Source organism: Stenotrophomonas sp. ESTM1D_MKCIP4_1, from assembly GCF_003086895.1.
In the GTDB taxonomy this organism is placed as follows: Bacteria; Pseudomonadota; Gammaproteobacteria; order Xanthomonadales; family Xanthomonadaceae; genus Stenotrophomonas.
The window spans coordinates 3887791-3899734 of record NZ_CP026004.1 but is presented as its reverse complement, the minus strand read 5'-3'; the positions used below and the strand labels follow the sequence as shown (position 1 = coordinate 3899734).

The window sequence follows — 11944 nt, the reverse complement described above, 5'->3', positions numbered from 1 at the left end:
GCTGTGCACAACCTGCAGCACGAAGTAGCCGCGGGTGCAAGTCCTGCCGGCCGCCGATGGGCTGCCGCTATCATGCCGGCAGACCTTTGGAGTAACCGATGACGGCTGTGCCCGCCCCTGTTTCCTCGACCGCGGCCGGCGCGCTGTCGGCGTTCCTGCGTGGTGTCGAGCGCCGCGCACTGGTGGTTGCCGAACTGCAGTGCGGTGACCCCGCCCGTGCCGAGCAGACCCTGGTTGCGGTGATGCGTGCTTTTTCCGCCGTGGCCAGTGATCTGCCGATGGCGCAGTGGCCCACCCGTTTCTGGACCCTGCTGGGCCAGCGCCAGGCGCTGCGCGAGCCGGCCGCGGGGCAATGGCCGCTGCCGCTGGCTGCCCTGGGCGAGATGCCGCCGTTGCCGCGTCTGGCCCTGCTGCTGCGGGTCGGCGGCAGCCTGGATGAAAGCATTGCCACCCGCGTGCTGGACATCGAGGAGGACGGCTACCAGCAGCTGCTGGCCGCCGCGTGCCCGCGTGACGCCCACGGCCAGCCCGACGCCGCCGCATGGCGCGGTCTGGCCGAGCAGGTGCAGCTGCGTATCCGCGATCTGCCCGCCAAGCGCCTGCAGCAGCTGCAGCAGCCCTCGGCGCCGGCGACCAACAACCAGGCCCCTACGACCAGCTGGCGCGCGCCGGCCCGCGAGGAGCGCAGTGCGCCCAAGCGCCGCCGTGCTGCCGGTGGCGCACCGCGCTGGCGTGGCCCGGTCATCCTGCTGGCGACGGTCGCGGTGCTGCTGGCCGCCGCCCTGGGCTGGCGCTACTGGCAGACCCGTGCGCCGGCCAGCGATGCGCCGCTGCCGGAAGGCGTGGTCGCCGAGGCCGGTCCGGTCACTGTCGAAGCCCTGCCGGCCACCGATGTGCAGCCGATGGCCGGCGCCGATGGCCACGCGGCCGAGGACGCCGCCATGCTGGCCGACCGTGACTATCCGCTGGCCGCCGATGCCGATCTTTATGCGTGGAGCGCCGCAGGTGGCCCGCTGCCGGTGGACGAATCCGAACCCAAGCCGACCCGCCCCGAGCCGGTTGGTGCCGCGCTGGAAACGGCCGCTGCCGATGAATAAGTTCCTGCTGACCAGCCTGCTGCTGGCACTGCCGTTGTCGCTGGCCGCCGCGCCCCCTTCGCTGCAGGTGCCACTGCCCCCCGCTGCACCCGGCACAACGCCAGCACTGGCTGCTGATACGAGCTCACCCGACGCTTTTGCCCAACTGCGGCCCGAGCAGCAGCGCCAGCGTCGTGCCGATTACGCTGCGTGGAAGGCGTTGCCGGAGGGCGAGCGCGAACGCATCCGCCAGGCCGCTGCCCGCTTTGCCGCGCTGCCGGCTGCACAGCAGCAGCGCCTGCGCGAGCAGTTCCAGGCCCAGGACCAGTCCTTCCGCGATGGCTGGCGGCTGGGCCCGCAGCTGGGCATGCAGTTCCCGAAGCTGCACGGCCTGTTCGGACTGGTGCCGCCGGAGCAGCGCGAACCAGTGTTGGCCGTGCTGCGCCAACTCAGCGCCGCGCAGTTGACGCAATTGGCGCTGGTTGCCCAGCGCACCCCACCGCAGGAACGCGACGCCGTGCGCAGCGCCTTCCTGGCGGTGCCGGCCGCCGAACGCGACGCCTGGCTGAAGCGACAGGCCGGCCAGTAAAATCAGGGGGATCCGACCGGGATCCGGTCGGGATTTCGGCGGGGATTCGACCGGGATTCAACGGGGTAGAGTCGACCGTTGGTCCACTACCGCGCGCAGCGCGGGGGGGCCTGCGCGGGCCGAATGAAGCGCAGTCGACCAACGGTCGACTCTACCGGGCATGCGGCGTGGCATCGTTTGGCCGTAAAATGGCCGCCCCCAACCCGGTGCCTGTGCCCTTCGCGCGCAACCGCAGTTGGCGTTCTGTACCTCCATGTCTACTGCAACCTCCACGCCGCGCTTCAGCAAGGAAGTCGGCGCGACCGGTCTGCTCGCCCTGCCTCTGGTGCTGGGTCACGTATCCACCGGTCTCATCTCCTTCGTCGACAACGTCATTGCCGGCCACCACGCCACGGCAACCCTGGCCGCGGTGACCATCGGCACGGCCCTGCTGTGGCTGCCGATGCTGATCCCCATCGGCACGCTCATCTCGCTCACCGCATCGGTGTCGCAGCTGCACGGCGCCGGCCGCGAGCGCGAGATCGGCCCGCTGTTCCGCCAGGCGCTGTGGCTCGCACTGGGCCTGGGCCTGATCATGTTCACCTTCCTTACGGTGGTGCCGCCGCTGCTGCCGGCGTTCGGCATCGCCCCGGACATCGTGCCCGGCGCGACGGCGTTCCTGCACGCGGTGCGCTGGGGGGGACCGGCGCTGACCCTGTACTTCTGCATGCGCTACCTCAGCGAGGGCATGCACTGGACGCTGCCGACCATGCTGCTCGGCTTCGGTGGACTGCTGGTGCTGGCGCCGATGGGGTACGTACTGGCCAATGGCAAGCTCGGCTTCCCGGAAATGGGGGCGGAAGGCCTGGGTATCGCCTCGGCGGTGATGATGTGGCTGCAGGCCATCGCGTTCGCCACCTACCTGTGGTTCACCAAGCGCTTCGCCCACCTGCAGCTGTTCGCCCACTTTGAAGGCCCGCGCCCGGCGGCAATCTGGGACCTGCTGCGTACCGGCCTGCCGATCGGCATCACCGTGCTGATGGAAGGCGGTCTGTTCATCGTCACCGCGCTGCTGATTGGCCGCCTGGGCGCCAACGAGGCGGCCGCGCACCAGATCGCGATCAACGTGGCGCAGCTGTGCTTCATGATCCCGATGGGCGTGGCCGAGGCCACTACCGTGCGCGTGGGCCATGCGGTCGGCCGTGGTGATGGCTTCGGCGTGCGCCGCGCGGCGTGGGCCGGCTACGCGATCATCATGGGCACGCAGACGCTGTCGGCAGCAGTGCTGCTGTTCGGCCACGATGCCATCGTCGGTGTCTACACCAATGACCTGGCCGTGGCCGGCCTGGCGTCCACCCTGCTGCTGTACGCGGCCACCTTCCAGTTCCCCGATGGCATCCAGGTGCTGTCGGCCGGCGCGCTGCGCGGGCTGAAGGACACCCGCGTACCGATGTTCATCGCCATGTTCGCCTACTGGGGGCTGGGCATGCCGCTTGGCGCCGGGCTCGGGTTGGGCCTGGGCATGGGCCCGCAGGGCATGTGGATCGGCCTGATCGTGGGCCTGACCGCCGCCGCCATCCTGATGGGGTGGCGCCTGCGCCGCAGCAGCCTGCGCATCGGCCAGTCGGCCCTGAACTGATCGTCGCGCCCGTCACCACAGACCGTGACGGGCGATCCCCTGACTTGTGTCCGATGCCGCCTCACACGGCACCGGCTATGCTGTTACCACGGCAAGAAGCCATCCGGAGCGTTCCATGAACCAAACCGTGCCCCCGCTGCCCCCGGCACGTCGCAACCCCGTCGCCAGTTTCTTCATCGGGCTGTGGGACGTGATGAATTTCACCCGCCGGCTGATCCTCAACCTGGTGTTCTTCGGCCTGTTGCTGCTGTTGCTGGTGATGTTCATCGTCGCCGCTGGCATGGGTGCCTCCGCCAGCAAGTCGCTGCAGGACCGCACCACGCTGGTGATCGCGCCGGAAGGCCGGCTGGTCGAGCAGTTCAGTGCCGACCCGGTCAGCCGCGCGCTGGCCAAGGCCGTTGGCGACAACGGTGCCGAGGAAGTGCAGCTGCGTGATCTGCTGCGGGTGATCGAGGCGGCCAAGACCGACAAGAAGATCGAACGCGTGGTGCTGGAACTGGACAAGCTGCAGCCGTCCGGTTTCGCCTCGCTGCGTGAAGTGGCCGGTGCGCTGCAGGACCTGCGCGCTTCGGGCAAGCAGATTGTCGCTTTCAGCCAGAGCATGGGCCAGTCGCAGTACCTGCTGGCCGCGCAGGCGGATGAGGTCTACCTGGACCCCATGGGGTCGGTCGTGCTGGAAGGCCTGGGCCGTTACCGCCAGTACTTCCGCACCGGTCTGCAGGACAAGCTGGGCGTGGACGTGCACCTGTTCAAGGTGGGTGAGTACAAGTCCGCCGCAGAGCCGTACGTGCTGGATGCGGCCTCGCCGGCATCCAAGGAAGCCGACCTGTTCTGGATGAATGATGTGTGGCAGCGCTACCTGGGCGACATCGCCAAGGCGCGCCGCCTGGATCCGGCACAGCTGGCTGCGGGCATCGATACCCTGCCCGAGGGCGTGGCCGCAGCCGGTGGCGATCTGGCCAAGTTCGCCCTGCAGCAGAAGCTGGTGACCGCGCTGAAGACCCGCGAGGAATTCGAGGATCTGATGATCGAGCGCGGCGTGGCCGATGAAGATGCCGATGGCGGCTTCCGCAACATCGACTTCGCCTCCTACATGGGCCAGCTCGACGCGCGCCGCAACCCGGTGGACAACCGTCCGCAGGTGGCCGTGGTCGTGGCTTCGGGTGAGATCAGCGGTGGCGATCTGCCGGCCGGCCGCATCGGTGGTGAATCGACCTCGGCCCTGCTGCGCGCCGCACGCGACGACGAGCAGGTCAAGGCGGTGGTGCTGCGCGTGGATTCGCCGGGCGGTGAAGTCTTCGCCTCCGAGCAGATCCGTCGTGAAGTAGTGGCCCTGCAGGCTGCCGGCAAGCCGGTGGTAGTGTCGATGGGCGACCTGGCGGCATCCGGTGGTTACTGGATCAGCATGAACGCCGATCGCATCTACGCCGATCCGTCGACCATCACCGGTTCGATCGGCATCTTCGGCATGATCCCCAACTTCAGCCGCGCGCTGGACAAGTTCGGCGTGCACACCGATGGCGTGGGCACGACCCGCTTTGCCGGTGCCTTTGATGTCACCCGTCCGATGGACCCGGCCGTGGGCCAGGTCATCCAGTCGGTGATCAACAAGGGCTATGCCGACTTCACCGGTCGCGTGGCCGAGGCGCGCAAGAAGCCGGTCGAGGCCATCGATGAAGTGGCCCGTGGCCGCGTCTGGAGTGGTGCGCAGGCCAAGGAACGCGGCCTGGTCGACGCCTTCGGCGGCATGAAGGACGCCGTGGCCGATGCAGCCAGCCGTGCCAAGCTGGGCAATGAAGAGAAGTACCGCGTGCGCTACATCGAGAAGCCCGCTACCCCGTTCGCGCAGTTCATCACTGGGTTCGCCGGCAGCCACGCCGGTGCCTGGATGCTGTCCGACTCGGGCATGGCGCGGATGATGCTGGCGCGCACGATGCCGGAAGTCGATACGCAGCTGCGCTTCGTCGAGAACGCCGCGCGCGAGAAGGGCAACGGCGCCCCGGTGAAAGCACTGGCGTATTGCTTCTGCGGGTTCTAAGCAGACCGGGGTCAGAGCCCTTTGCGCCGCAAAGGGCTCTGACCCCACCCATCATTGAGTTGCTTCTGCCTCGGCCTTCCGCTCGCGTTCGGCGCCGTCATCTACGGTCTGCTGCACGCTCTTGGCGCGGTCCAGCGGCTGGTTGATGGCCTTGGCCAGCGCCTGCGGCTCCGGCGGCTTTTCGGGGTTGGGCGGGGCCGGCTTCTGGCAACCCGCCAGCAGTGCGACCGACAGGCAGACAGGGATCAGCAGACGCATGGTGGTGCTCCTGGGCAGGTGATGCGGCAGTGTCGCACTGTCGGCAGCGGCCTGCTGTGACGCGTATCCTTGCCGCATCGAAATACAGCGGGCGCGGCCCCGGAGGACTCATGACCCAGCAACGGTGGCGCCTGGACGGGCAGACCGCTCTGATTACCGGCGCCAGCGCCGGTATCGGCCTGGCAATCGCACATGAACTGGCCGGTTTCGGCGCCGATCTGATGATCGTCGGCCGCGATATCGACATGCTGGAAACCGCGCGCGATGAGCTGCTGGACGTGCATCCGCAGATGCAGGTGCATGCGCTGGCGGCCGATGTGTCTGACGATGAAGACCGCCGGCAGATCCTGGACTGGGTGGAAGACCACAGCGATGGCCTGCACATCCTGGTCAACAACGCTGGCGGCAATGTCACCAAGGCCGCGACCGAGTACTCCGAGGATGAGTGGCGGCAGATCTTCGAGACCAACCTGTTCTCGGCGTTCGAGCTGTCGCGCTATGCGCACCCGCTGCTGGCCCGCCACGCCTCGTCGGCCATCGTCAACGTCGGCAGCGTATCGGGGCTGACCCATGTGCGCAGCGGCGTGGTGTACGGCATGACCAAGGCGGCGATGCACCAGATGACCCGCAACCTGGCAGTGGAGTGGGCCGAGGACGGCATCCGCGTGAACGCCGTGGCGCCGTGGTACATCCGTACCCGGCGCACGTCCGGCCCCTTGTCCGATGCCGACTACTACGAAGAAGTGATCGCACGCACGCCGATGCGCCGCATCGGTGAACCGGACGAAGTGGCCGCCGCCGTAGGGTTCCTGTGCCTGCCGGCATCGAGCTACGTCACCGGTGAGTGCATCGCCGTCGACGGCGGCTTCCTGCGCTACGGGTTCTGACCCCAGCACCGGTCAACCGGGGTCGGATCCCTTTCCGCAGGAAAGGGCTCTGACCCCACCACCGACCGCATCACCGGTAGTGCCGGCCGCTGGCCGGCAGCAACGGACCAAACAACCGCCGGCCAGCGGCCGGCCCTACCCGGGTTGCGATGCTCATTCCGGTACCCGGCAATCACTCGCGGTCAGAACCTCCTGCAGCCGCTCGCGCTCCGCGCGTGCAGCATCGCGGTTCTCTGCCGAGGCAAAGCGTTCGCGGCCGCGTGCAGTGCGGAAGCGCTGTTGCCAGCTGCCACAGCGCTGCGCTTCGGCGACTTCGGTGCAGCGGTCGCTGACCACCTCGCAGCTGGCTGCGTTGACCGGGGTGGCCCCGCCCAGGCCGTTGATGTTCATCAGCTCGCAGCGGCCCGGTGCAGCCTCGTACTCATGCAGGTACTGCCCGCCCTGTGAATCGAGGCATTGGAAGATCGGTGGCAGCGGCGGCTTGGGCGGCGCATCGTTGTCGACCGTCGCATCACCGGGGCGGGGCAGCAGGGCGCTGTCGAGGATGGCATCGCCTCCGTCGCGCTCGACCATGTAGGCCTCGCTGATGATGCGTTCCTGTCCCGCGCGGGGCGGTTCGGGGGTGTTCGTCGGCGGCGTGGCGGTGGCTGCGGGCTCGGCGGCGGCCTGGGGCGGGGCCGGAGCAACGGGTTCCGGGGCGGCGGCCGACGCGGGCTGCGCAGATCCCGGCAGGGTCACGATCGACTGTTTCATGCCCGCAGCGCACGGCACGCGCTGCACCACGGGAACGTCGCTGCTGCCGGTGCAGCGGTAGATCACCATTTCGTCGGCGGCCGCAGCGCCGGGCAGCAGGCCCAGCGCCAGCCAGATCAGTTTCTTCATGGCAGCAGCCTACAGCAGCGGCCACCGCCCGGTAGATGCCAACCTTGGTTGGCACACGCGGTGGTCGATGCCCCGGTAGATGCCAACCTTGGTTGGCGCACGCGGTGGTCGGTGCCCCGGTAGACGCCAACCTTGGTTGGCGCTGGCAAACAGCGGCGCCCACCAAGGTGGGCAGCTACCAAAGCAGGAGCAGGGCGCCAACCAAGGTTGGCATCTACCAAAGCAGGAGCGGAGCGCCCACCAAGGTGGGCAGCTACCAAAGCAGGAGCGGAGCGCCCACCAAGGTGGGCAGCTACCAAAGCAGGAGCGGAGCGCCCACCAAGGTGGGCATCCACCAGGGCAGGAGCAGGGCGCCAACCAAGGTGGGCAGCTACCAAAGCAGGAGCGGAGCGCCCACCAAGGTGGGCATCTACCAAAGCAGGGGCGCTCAGCCGCCGCTGCAGTCCTGCGACAGCCGCGCGTCGATGCCGCGCTGCTCGTTGCTGATCGCGGTGCGTTCGCTCTGCAGGGCGCTGTTGTAGCGGCGGTCCAGTTCCCAGCGGCGGTCGCGCAGGCGCGAGCAGACTTCGCGTGCGGGAAGCTGGCTGCAGGCATCGCGTACCAGCACGTTGCCGCCGGGCACGTTCACCCCATAACCCAGCGGAGGCCGGTGCACCGGAATGCCCGCGCCGCCGGGTGGTGGTGCGATGCCGATGGCACCGCCCCCAGGGCCGGGTGCGGGCGGCCGCGGACGCGGTCCGCCATGTGGCCCCGCCGGGTACCACACGGTGGTCCAGACCGGCACCCAGCGCGGATTGCCCTCGTTGTTGTCACTGGTATAGCGGCTGCCATCGTCACGCACGCACTCGTACATCGGCTGCGGCGGCTGGATGTACACGTGGCGCACTTCACGCACGCCCATGTCCGGCGTCGCTGCGGGTGCCGGTGCGGGGGTGTCGGTGCTGACCGCGCGTGGCGGCGGATCGCGGGGGCGCTGCAGGTCACGCACTTCCTGGCGGCCGCTGCTGCAGGGCTTGTCCTGCAGGGCGACGGCACCGTTGCTGCCGACGCAGCGGTAAACCCGCACGTCATCGGCGGCGACAGCCGTCAGTGGCATCAACAGAGCCAGGCACAGGGCAGGGCGCAGCAGGTTCATGGCTGCAGCCTGCGCGAATTGCCGCAGCAGTGCAATCGACGCGTCAGGAACGCAGGATGCTGCCACTGAGCGCGTCGCGGATGGGCGTCGGCTGGGCCAGGCCACCGGTCTGGCCATCGAGGATGCCGTCCAGCAGCCGCAGCAGGCGCGGATCCAGTTCTTCGCGGCTGCGCGCCGGCGGTTCGCCGGCCAGGTTGGCGCTGGTGGACACCAGGGGGCCGCCCCAGGCGCGGCACAGCGCCGCCACGAGGGGGTGGGCGCTGATGCGCACGGCAATGCCGCTGTGTTCGCCGGTCACCCAGCTGCGCGCGCGTGGGCCTGCGGGCAGAATCCAGGTATTGGCACCGGGCCAGCTGGCCAGCACCGCGCGCTGGCGGGCGTCAGGCAGGGCCTCCAGGCGCACCCAGCCTTCCAGTTGTGGCAGGTCGGCGGCGACCAGGATCATGCCCTTCTCGACCGGGCGCTGCTTCAGGCGCAGCACCATGTGGACCGCCGCTTCATGCGCCGGGTCGCAGCCCAGACCCCAGACGGCTTCGGTCGGGTAGGCGATCACGCCCCCCGTACGCAGCGTGGCCACAGCAGTATCGAGGGTGAGATCTTTCATGGGGAAGGGCCGGCCCGACGTGGGCGTCCATTATCCCCCCGATGCGTGCAGAAGGGGTGGTGGGGGGTGACGGTAGTGCCGGCCGCTGGTCGGCAGGTGCATCACCCGGGCTGCCGGCCAGCGGCCGGCACTACCCTCAATCATGGGGCGGTGGGTGCGGACCGTTGGTCCGCACATCATGGCAGAGCATCCACGCATGGCGTGGCAGAGCATCCACGCATGGCGTGGATCTACTTGGCGGCCTTCTTTACGGCTTTCTTCGCGGGCGCCTTTTTGGCCGCTTTTTTGGCGGGAGCTTTCTTCGCCGGGGCCTTCTTGGCAGCCGCCTTCTTCGGCGCGGCTTCCTTCTTCACCGCCGCCTTCTTCGCCGGGGCCTTCTTTGCCGCGGCCTTCTTGGCACCGAATCCCTTGCGCACCGGCTTGCCGGTTTCTTCCATCAGCTGCTGCACTTCGGCCAGGGTCAGCGAGGCCGGCTCGCGATCCTTGGGGATCTTGCCGTTCATCTTGCCGTCGCTGATGTACGGGCCGAAACGGCCATTCAGCACCTGGATCTCGCTGCCCTCGAATTCCTTGATGATCCGGTTGCGCGCGATCTCTTCCTTCTCTTCCACCAGGAACACGGCACGGGCCAGGTCGATGGTGTACGGGTCGTCTTCCTTCTTCAGCGAGGCATAGGTGCTGCCGCGCTTGGCAAACGGTCCGAAGCGGCCGATGCCGACGCTGACCGGCTCGCCGTTGTCCTCACCCAGCGCACGCGGCATCAGGAACAGCTCCAGCGCGTCTTCCAGGGAGATGGTGTGCATCGACTGGCCGGGGCGCAGCGAGGCGAACTTCGGCTTTTCCTCGGCGTCCTCGGCGGTGCTGCCGATGGCCGCGTACGGCCCGAAGCGGCCCAGGCGCACGCTGACCGGCTTGCCGGTCTTGGGGTCGGTACCCAGTTCGCGGGCACCGCTGGCCTCGGCGCGGTCGACCGATTCCTTCTTGTCTTCCACCAGTTCCTTGAACGGCTCCCAGAAGCGGGCCATCAGCGGAATCCACTCTTCCTCCCCGCGCGAGACGGCATCGAGCTCGTCTTCAAGCTTGGCAGTGAAGTCGTAATCCACGTACTGGGTGAAGTGGCTGGACAGGAACTTGGACACCGCACGGCCGACGTCGGACGGGCGGAAGCTGCGGCCTTCCATTTCCACATACTTGCGGAACAGCAGGGTCTGGATGATCGAGGCGTAGGTCGAGGGACGGCCGATGCCGTACTCTTCCAGCGCCTTCACCAGCGCCGCTTCGGTGAAGCGCGGCGGCGGCTGGGTGAAATGCTGTTCGGCCAGGATGCGTTCCAGCGGGATGCGGTCGCCCGGCTTCATCGCCGGCAGCTTGCGGCCTTCGTCCTCGTCCTCGGCGCTCTTGTTGTCCTTGCCTTCCTCGTACACGGCCAGGAAGCCGGGCACCACCACGGTGGTACCGCTGGCGCGGAACACGTGTTCGCTGCCGGCGGACAGGTCGACGCTGACGGTGTTGAGCGTGGCCGGAATCATCTGGCAGGCCACCGCACGCTTCCAGATCAGCTCGTACAGGCGGCGCTCGTCATCGGTGAGGAAGCGGGCGACCTGGGCCGGGGTACGCAGGGCCGAGGTCGGGCGCACGGCTTCGTGCGCTTCCTGGGCGTTCTTGGACTTGGTCTGGTAGGTGTTGGGCTGGTCCGGCAGCGACGCGATGCCATAGTCACGGGCGATCACGTCGCGGATCTCGGCCAGCGCGTCCTGCGACAGGTTCACCGAGTCGGTACGCATGTACGAGATCAGGCCGACGGTGCCTTCGTCGCCGATGGCCACGCCTTCATACAGCTTCTGCGCCACCTGCATGGTCTTGCGGGTGGTGAAGCCGAGCTTGCGCGAGGCCTCCTGCTGCAGGGTGGAGGTGGTGAACGGCGGCGCCGGGCGGCGCTTGCGCTCCTTGCTGGCCACGTCGGTGACGTGCAGCGAGCCCTGCGCGGCCTGCTGGATGCGCAGGCGGGCGGCCTCGGCGGTGTCACCGTCGGTGACGGTGAACTGCTCGAACTTCTGCCCGTCCAGCTTGATCAGCTTGGCGTTGAAATGCTGGCTCGGGTGCGCGCATTCGGCGCCGATGGACCAGTACTCGCGGGCGATGAAGGCTTCGATCTCTTCCTCGCGCTCGACGATCATGCGCAGCGCCGGGCTCTGCACGCGGCCGGCGGACAGGCCGCGCTGCACCTTGCGCCACAGCACCGGCGACAGGTTGAAGCCGACCAGGTAGTCCAGCGCGCGGCGCGCCTGCTGGGCGTCCACCAGGTCGCTGGCAATGGCGCGCGGCTGGTTGATGGCTTCCTTGATGGCGCGCGGGGTGATCTCGGTGAAGACCACGCGCTGCATCGGTTTGTCCTTGACCAGCCCGCGTTCCTTCAGGATCTCGGCGATATGCCAGCTGATCGCTTCACCCTCGCGATCCGGGTCGGTCGCCAGCAGGATGTCATCGGCGCCCTTGGCGGCCTTGGCGATGGCATCGACGTGCTTCTCGTTCTTGTCGATGACGTCGTAATGCATGGCGAACCCATTGTCCGGGTCGACCGCGCCTTCCTTCGGGATCAGGTCGCGCACATGCCCATACGAGGCCAGGACGGTGTAATCCTTGCCGAGGTATTTGTTGATCGTCTTGGCCTTGGCCGGCGATTCGACGATGAGCAGGTGCTTGGGCATGTCGGGAAGGGTCTGTGGGCGAACCGGGGGAAGGGGCCGCTAGGGTGGAGCAAACGGCCGCATTAGTGAAGCGGCCACGGGCAAATCCATAAACTGAACGCCCGGTAATGTGCCGGGCGTTCAGGTTTCCTTATTAGAAAAATCACGCC

The 11944-nt window shown here is 68.1% G+C and carries 10 protein-coding genes; 5 read left to right on the top strand and 5 right to left on the bottom strand.

Annotated elements, in window-relative coordinates; translation table 11 throughout:
* Positions 1-98 precede the first annotated feature (98 nt).
* The 4 genes from C1924_RS17720 (at position 99) to sppA (ending at position 5321) form a co-directional block, all read left to right on the top strand.
* Positions 99-1097, top strand: a complete 999-nt coding sequence (locus tag C1924_RS17720; protein WP_108766480.1) for a hypothetical protein — start codon at positions 99-101, stop codon at positions 1095-1097.
* The gene (locus C1924_RS17715; RefSeq protein WP_108766479.1) at positions 1090-1665 is read left to right on the top strand and encodes a DUF3106 domain-containing protein; all 576 of its coding nucleotides are present in this window, start codon (positions 1090-1092) and stop codon (positions 1663-1665) included. Before C1924_RS17720 ends, C1924_RS17715 begins: the two co-directional genes overlap by 8 nt.
* Before the next feature lie 253 nt (positions 1666-1918).
* Entirely contained in the window at positions 1919-3283 is a 1365-nt protein-coding gene (locus tag C1924_RS17710) for an MATE family efflux transporter (RefSeq protein ID WP_108766478.1), read from the top strand.
* Positions 3284-3398: 115 nt separating this feature from the next.
* Complete coding sequence (sppA, locus tag C1924_RS17705; RefSeq protein ID WP_108766477.1) at positions 3399-5321, top strand: signal peptide peptidase SppA; 1923 nt, start codon at positions 3399-3401, stop codon at positions 5319-5321.
* Between the two features lie 51 nt (positions 5322-5372).
* Here sppA and C1924_RS17700 read toward each other — a convergent pair whose 3' ends face one another.
* Positions 5373-5579: a hypothetical protein gene (locus C1924_RS17700; RefSeq protein ID WP_108766476.1), complete on the bottom strand. Its 207-nt coding sequence runs from the start codon at positions 5577-5579 to the stop codon at positions 5373-5375.
* A gap of 110 nt (positions 5580-5689) precedes the next feature.
* Here C1924_RS17700 and C1924_RS17695 point away from each other — a divergent pair, with 110 nt between their 5' ends.
* Positions 5690-6466, top strand: coding sequence for an SDR family oxidoreductase (locus tag C1924_RS17695; RefSeq protein WP_108766475.1), 777 nt, complete (start codon positions 5690-5692; stop codon positions 6464-6466).
* A 153-nt stretch (positions 6467-6619) separates the two neighbouring features.
* Here C1924_RS17695 and C1924_RS17690 read toward each other — a convergent pair whose 3' ends face one another.
* The 4 genes from C1924_RS17690 to C1924_RS17675 form a co-directional block, all read right to left on the bottom strand.
* Positions 6620-7348, bottom strand: a complete 729-nt coding sequence (locus C1924_RS17690; RefSeq protein ID WP_108766474.1) for a hypothetical protein — start codon at positions 7346-7348, stop codon at positions 6620-6622.
* Positions 7349-7775: 427 nt separating this feature from the next.
* Entirely contained in the window at positions 7776-8483 is a 708-nt protein-coding gene (locus C1924_RS17685; protein WP_108766473.1) for a DUF4124 domain-containing protein, read from the bottom strand.
* A gap of 43 nt (positions 8484-8526) precedes the next feature.
* Positions 8527-9087 (bottom strand): Sua5/YciO/YrdC/YwlC family protein, encoded by a 561-nt coding sequence (locus C1924_RS17680; protein WP_108766472.1) that lies wholly within the window; start codon positions 9085-9087, stop codon positions 8527-8529.
* Between the two features lie 230 nt (positions 9088-9317).
* Positions 9318-11795, bottom strand: coding sequence for a DNA topoisomerase I (locus tag C1924_RS17675; protein ID WP_108766471.1), 2478 nt, complete (start codon positions 11793-11795; stop codon positions 9318-9320).
* Between the last annotated feature and the right edge of the window lie 149 nt (positions 11796-11944).

Bases quoted from the DNA above. Each gene is read 5' to 3' on its own strand.
- sppA (WP_108766477.1), top strand. From the start codon at position 3,399: ATGAACCAAACCGTGCCCCCGCTGCCCCCGGCACGTCGCAACCCCGTC.
- C1924_RS17700 (WP_108766476.1), bottom strand. From the start codon at position 5,579: ATGCGTCTGCTGATCCCTGTCTGCCTGTCGGTCGCACTGCTGGCGGGT.
- C1924_RS17715 (WP_108766479.1), top strand. From the start codon at position 1,090: ATGAATAAGTTCCTGCTGACCAGCCTGCTGCTGGCACTGCCGTTGTCG.
- C1924_RS17695 (WP_108766475.1), top strand. From the start codon at position 5,690: ATGACCCAGCAACGGTGGCGCCTGGACGGGCAGACCGCTCTGATTACC.
- C1924_RS17680 (WP_108766472.1), bottom strand. From the start codon at position 9,087: ATGAAAGATCTCACCCTCGATACTGCTGTGGCCACGCTGCGTACGGGG.
- C1924_RS17675 (WP_108766471.1), bottom strand. From the start codon at position 11,795: ATGCCCAAGCACCTGCTCATCGTCGAATCGCCGGCCAAGGCCAAGACG.
- C1924_RS17720 (WP_108766480.1), top strand. From the start codon at position 99: ATGACGGCTGTGCCCGCCCCTGTTTCCTCGACCGCGGCCGGCGCGCTG.
- C1924_RS17685 (WP_108766473.1), bottom strand. From the start codon at position 8,483: ATGAACCTGCTGCGCCCTGCCCTGTGCCTGGCTCTGTTGATGCCACTG.
- C1924_RS17690 (WP_108766474.1), bottom strand. From the start codon at position 7,348: ATGAAGAAACTGATCTGGCTGGCGCTGGGCCTGCTGCCCGGCGCTGCG.
- C1924_RS17710 (WP_108766478.1), top strand. From the start codon at position 1,919: ATGTCTACTGCAACCTCCACGCCGCGCTTCAGCAAGGAAGTCGGCGCG.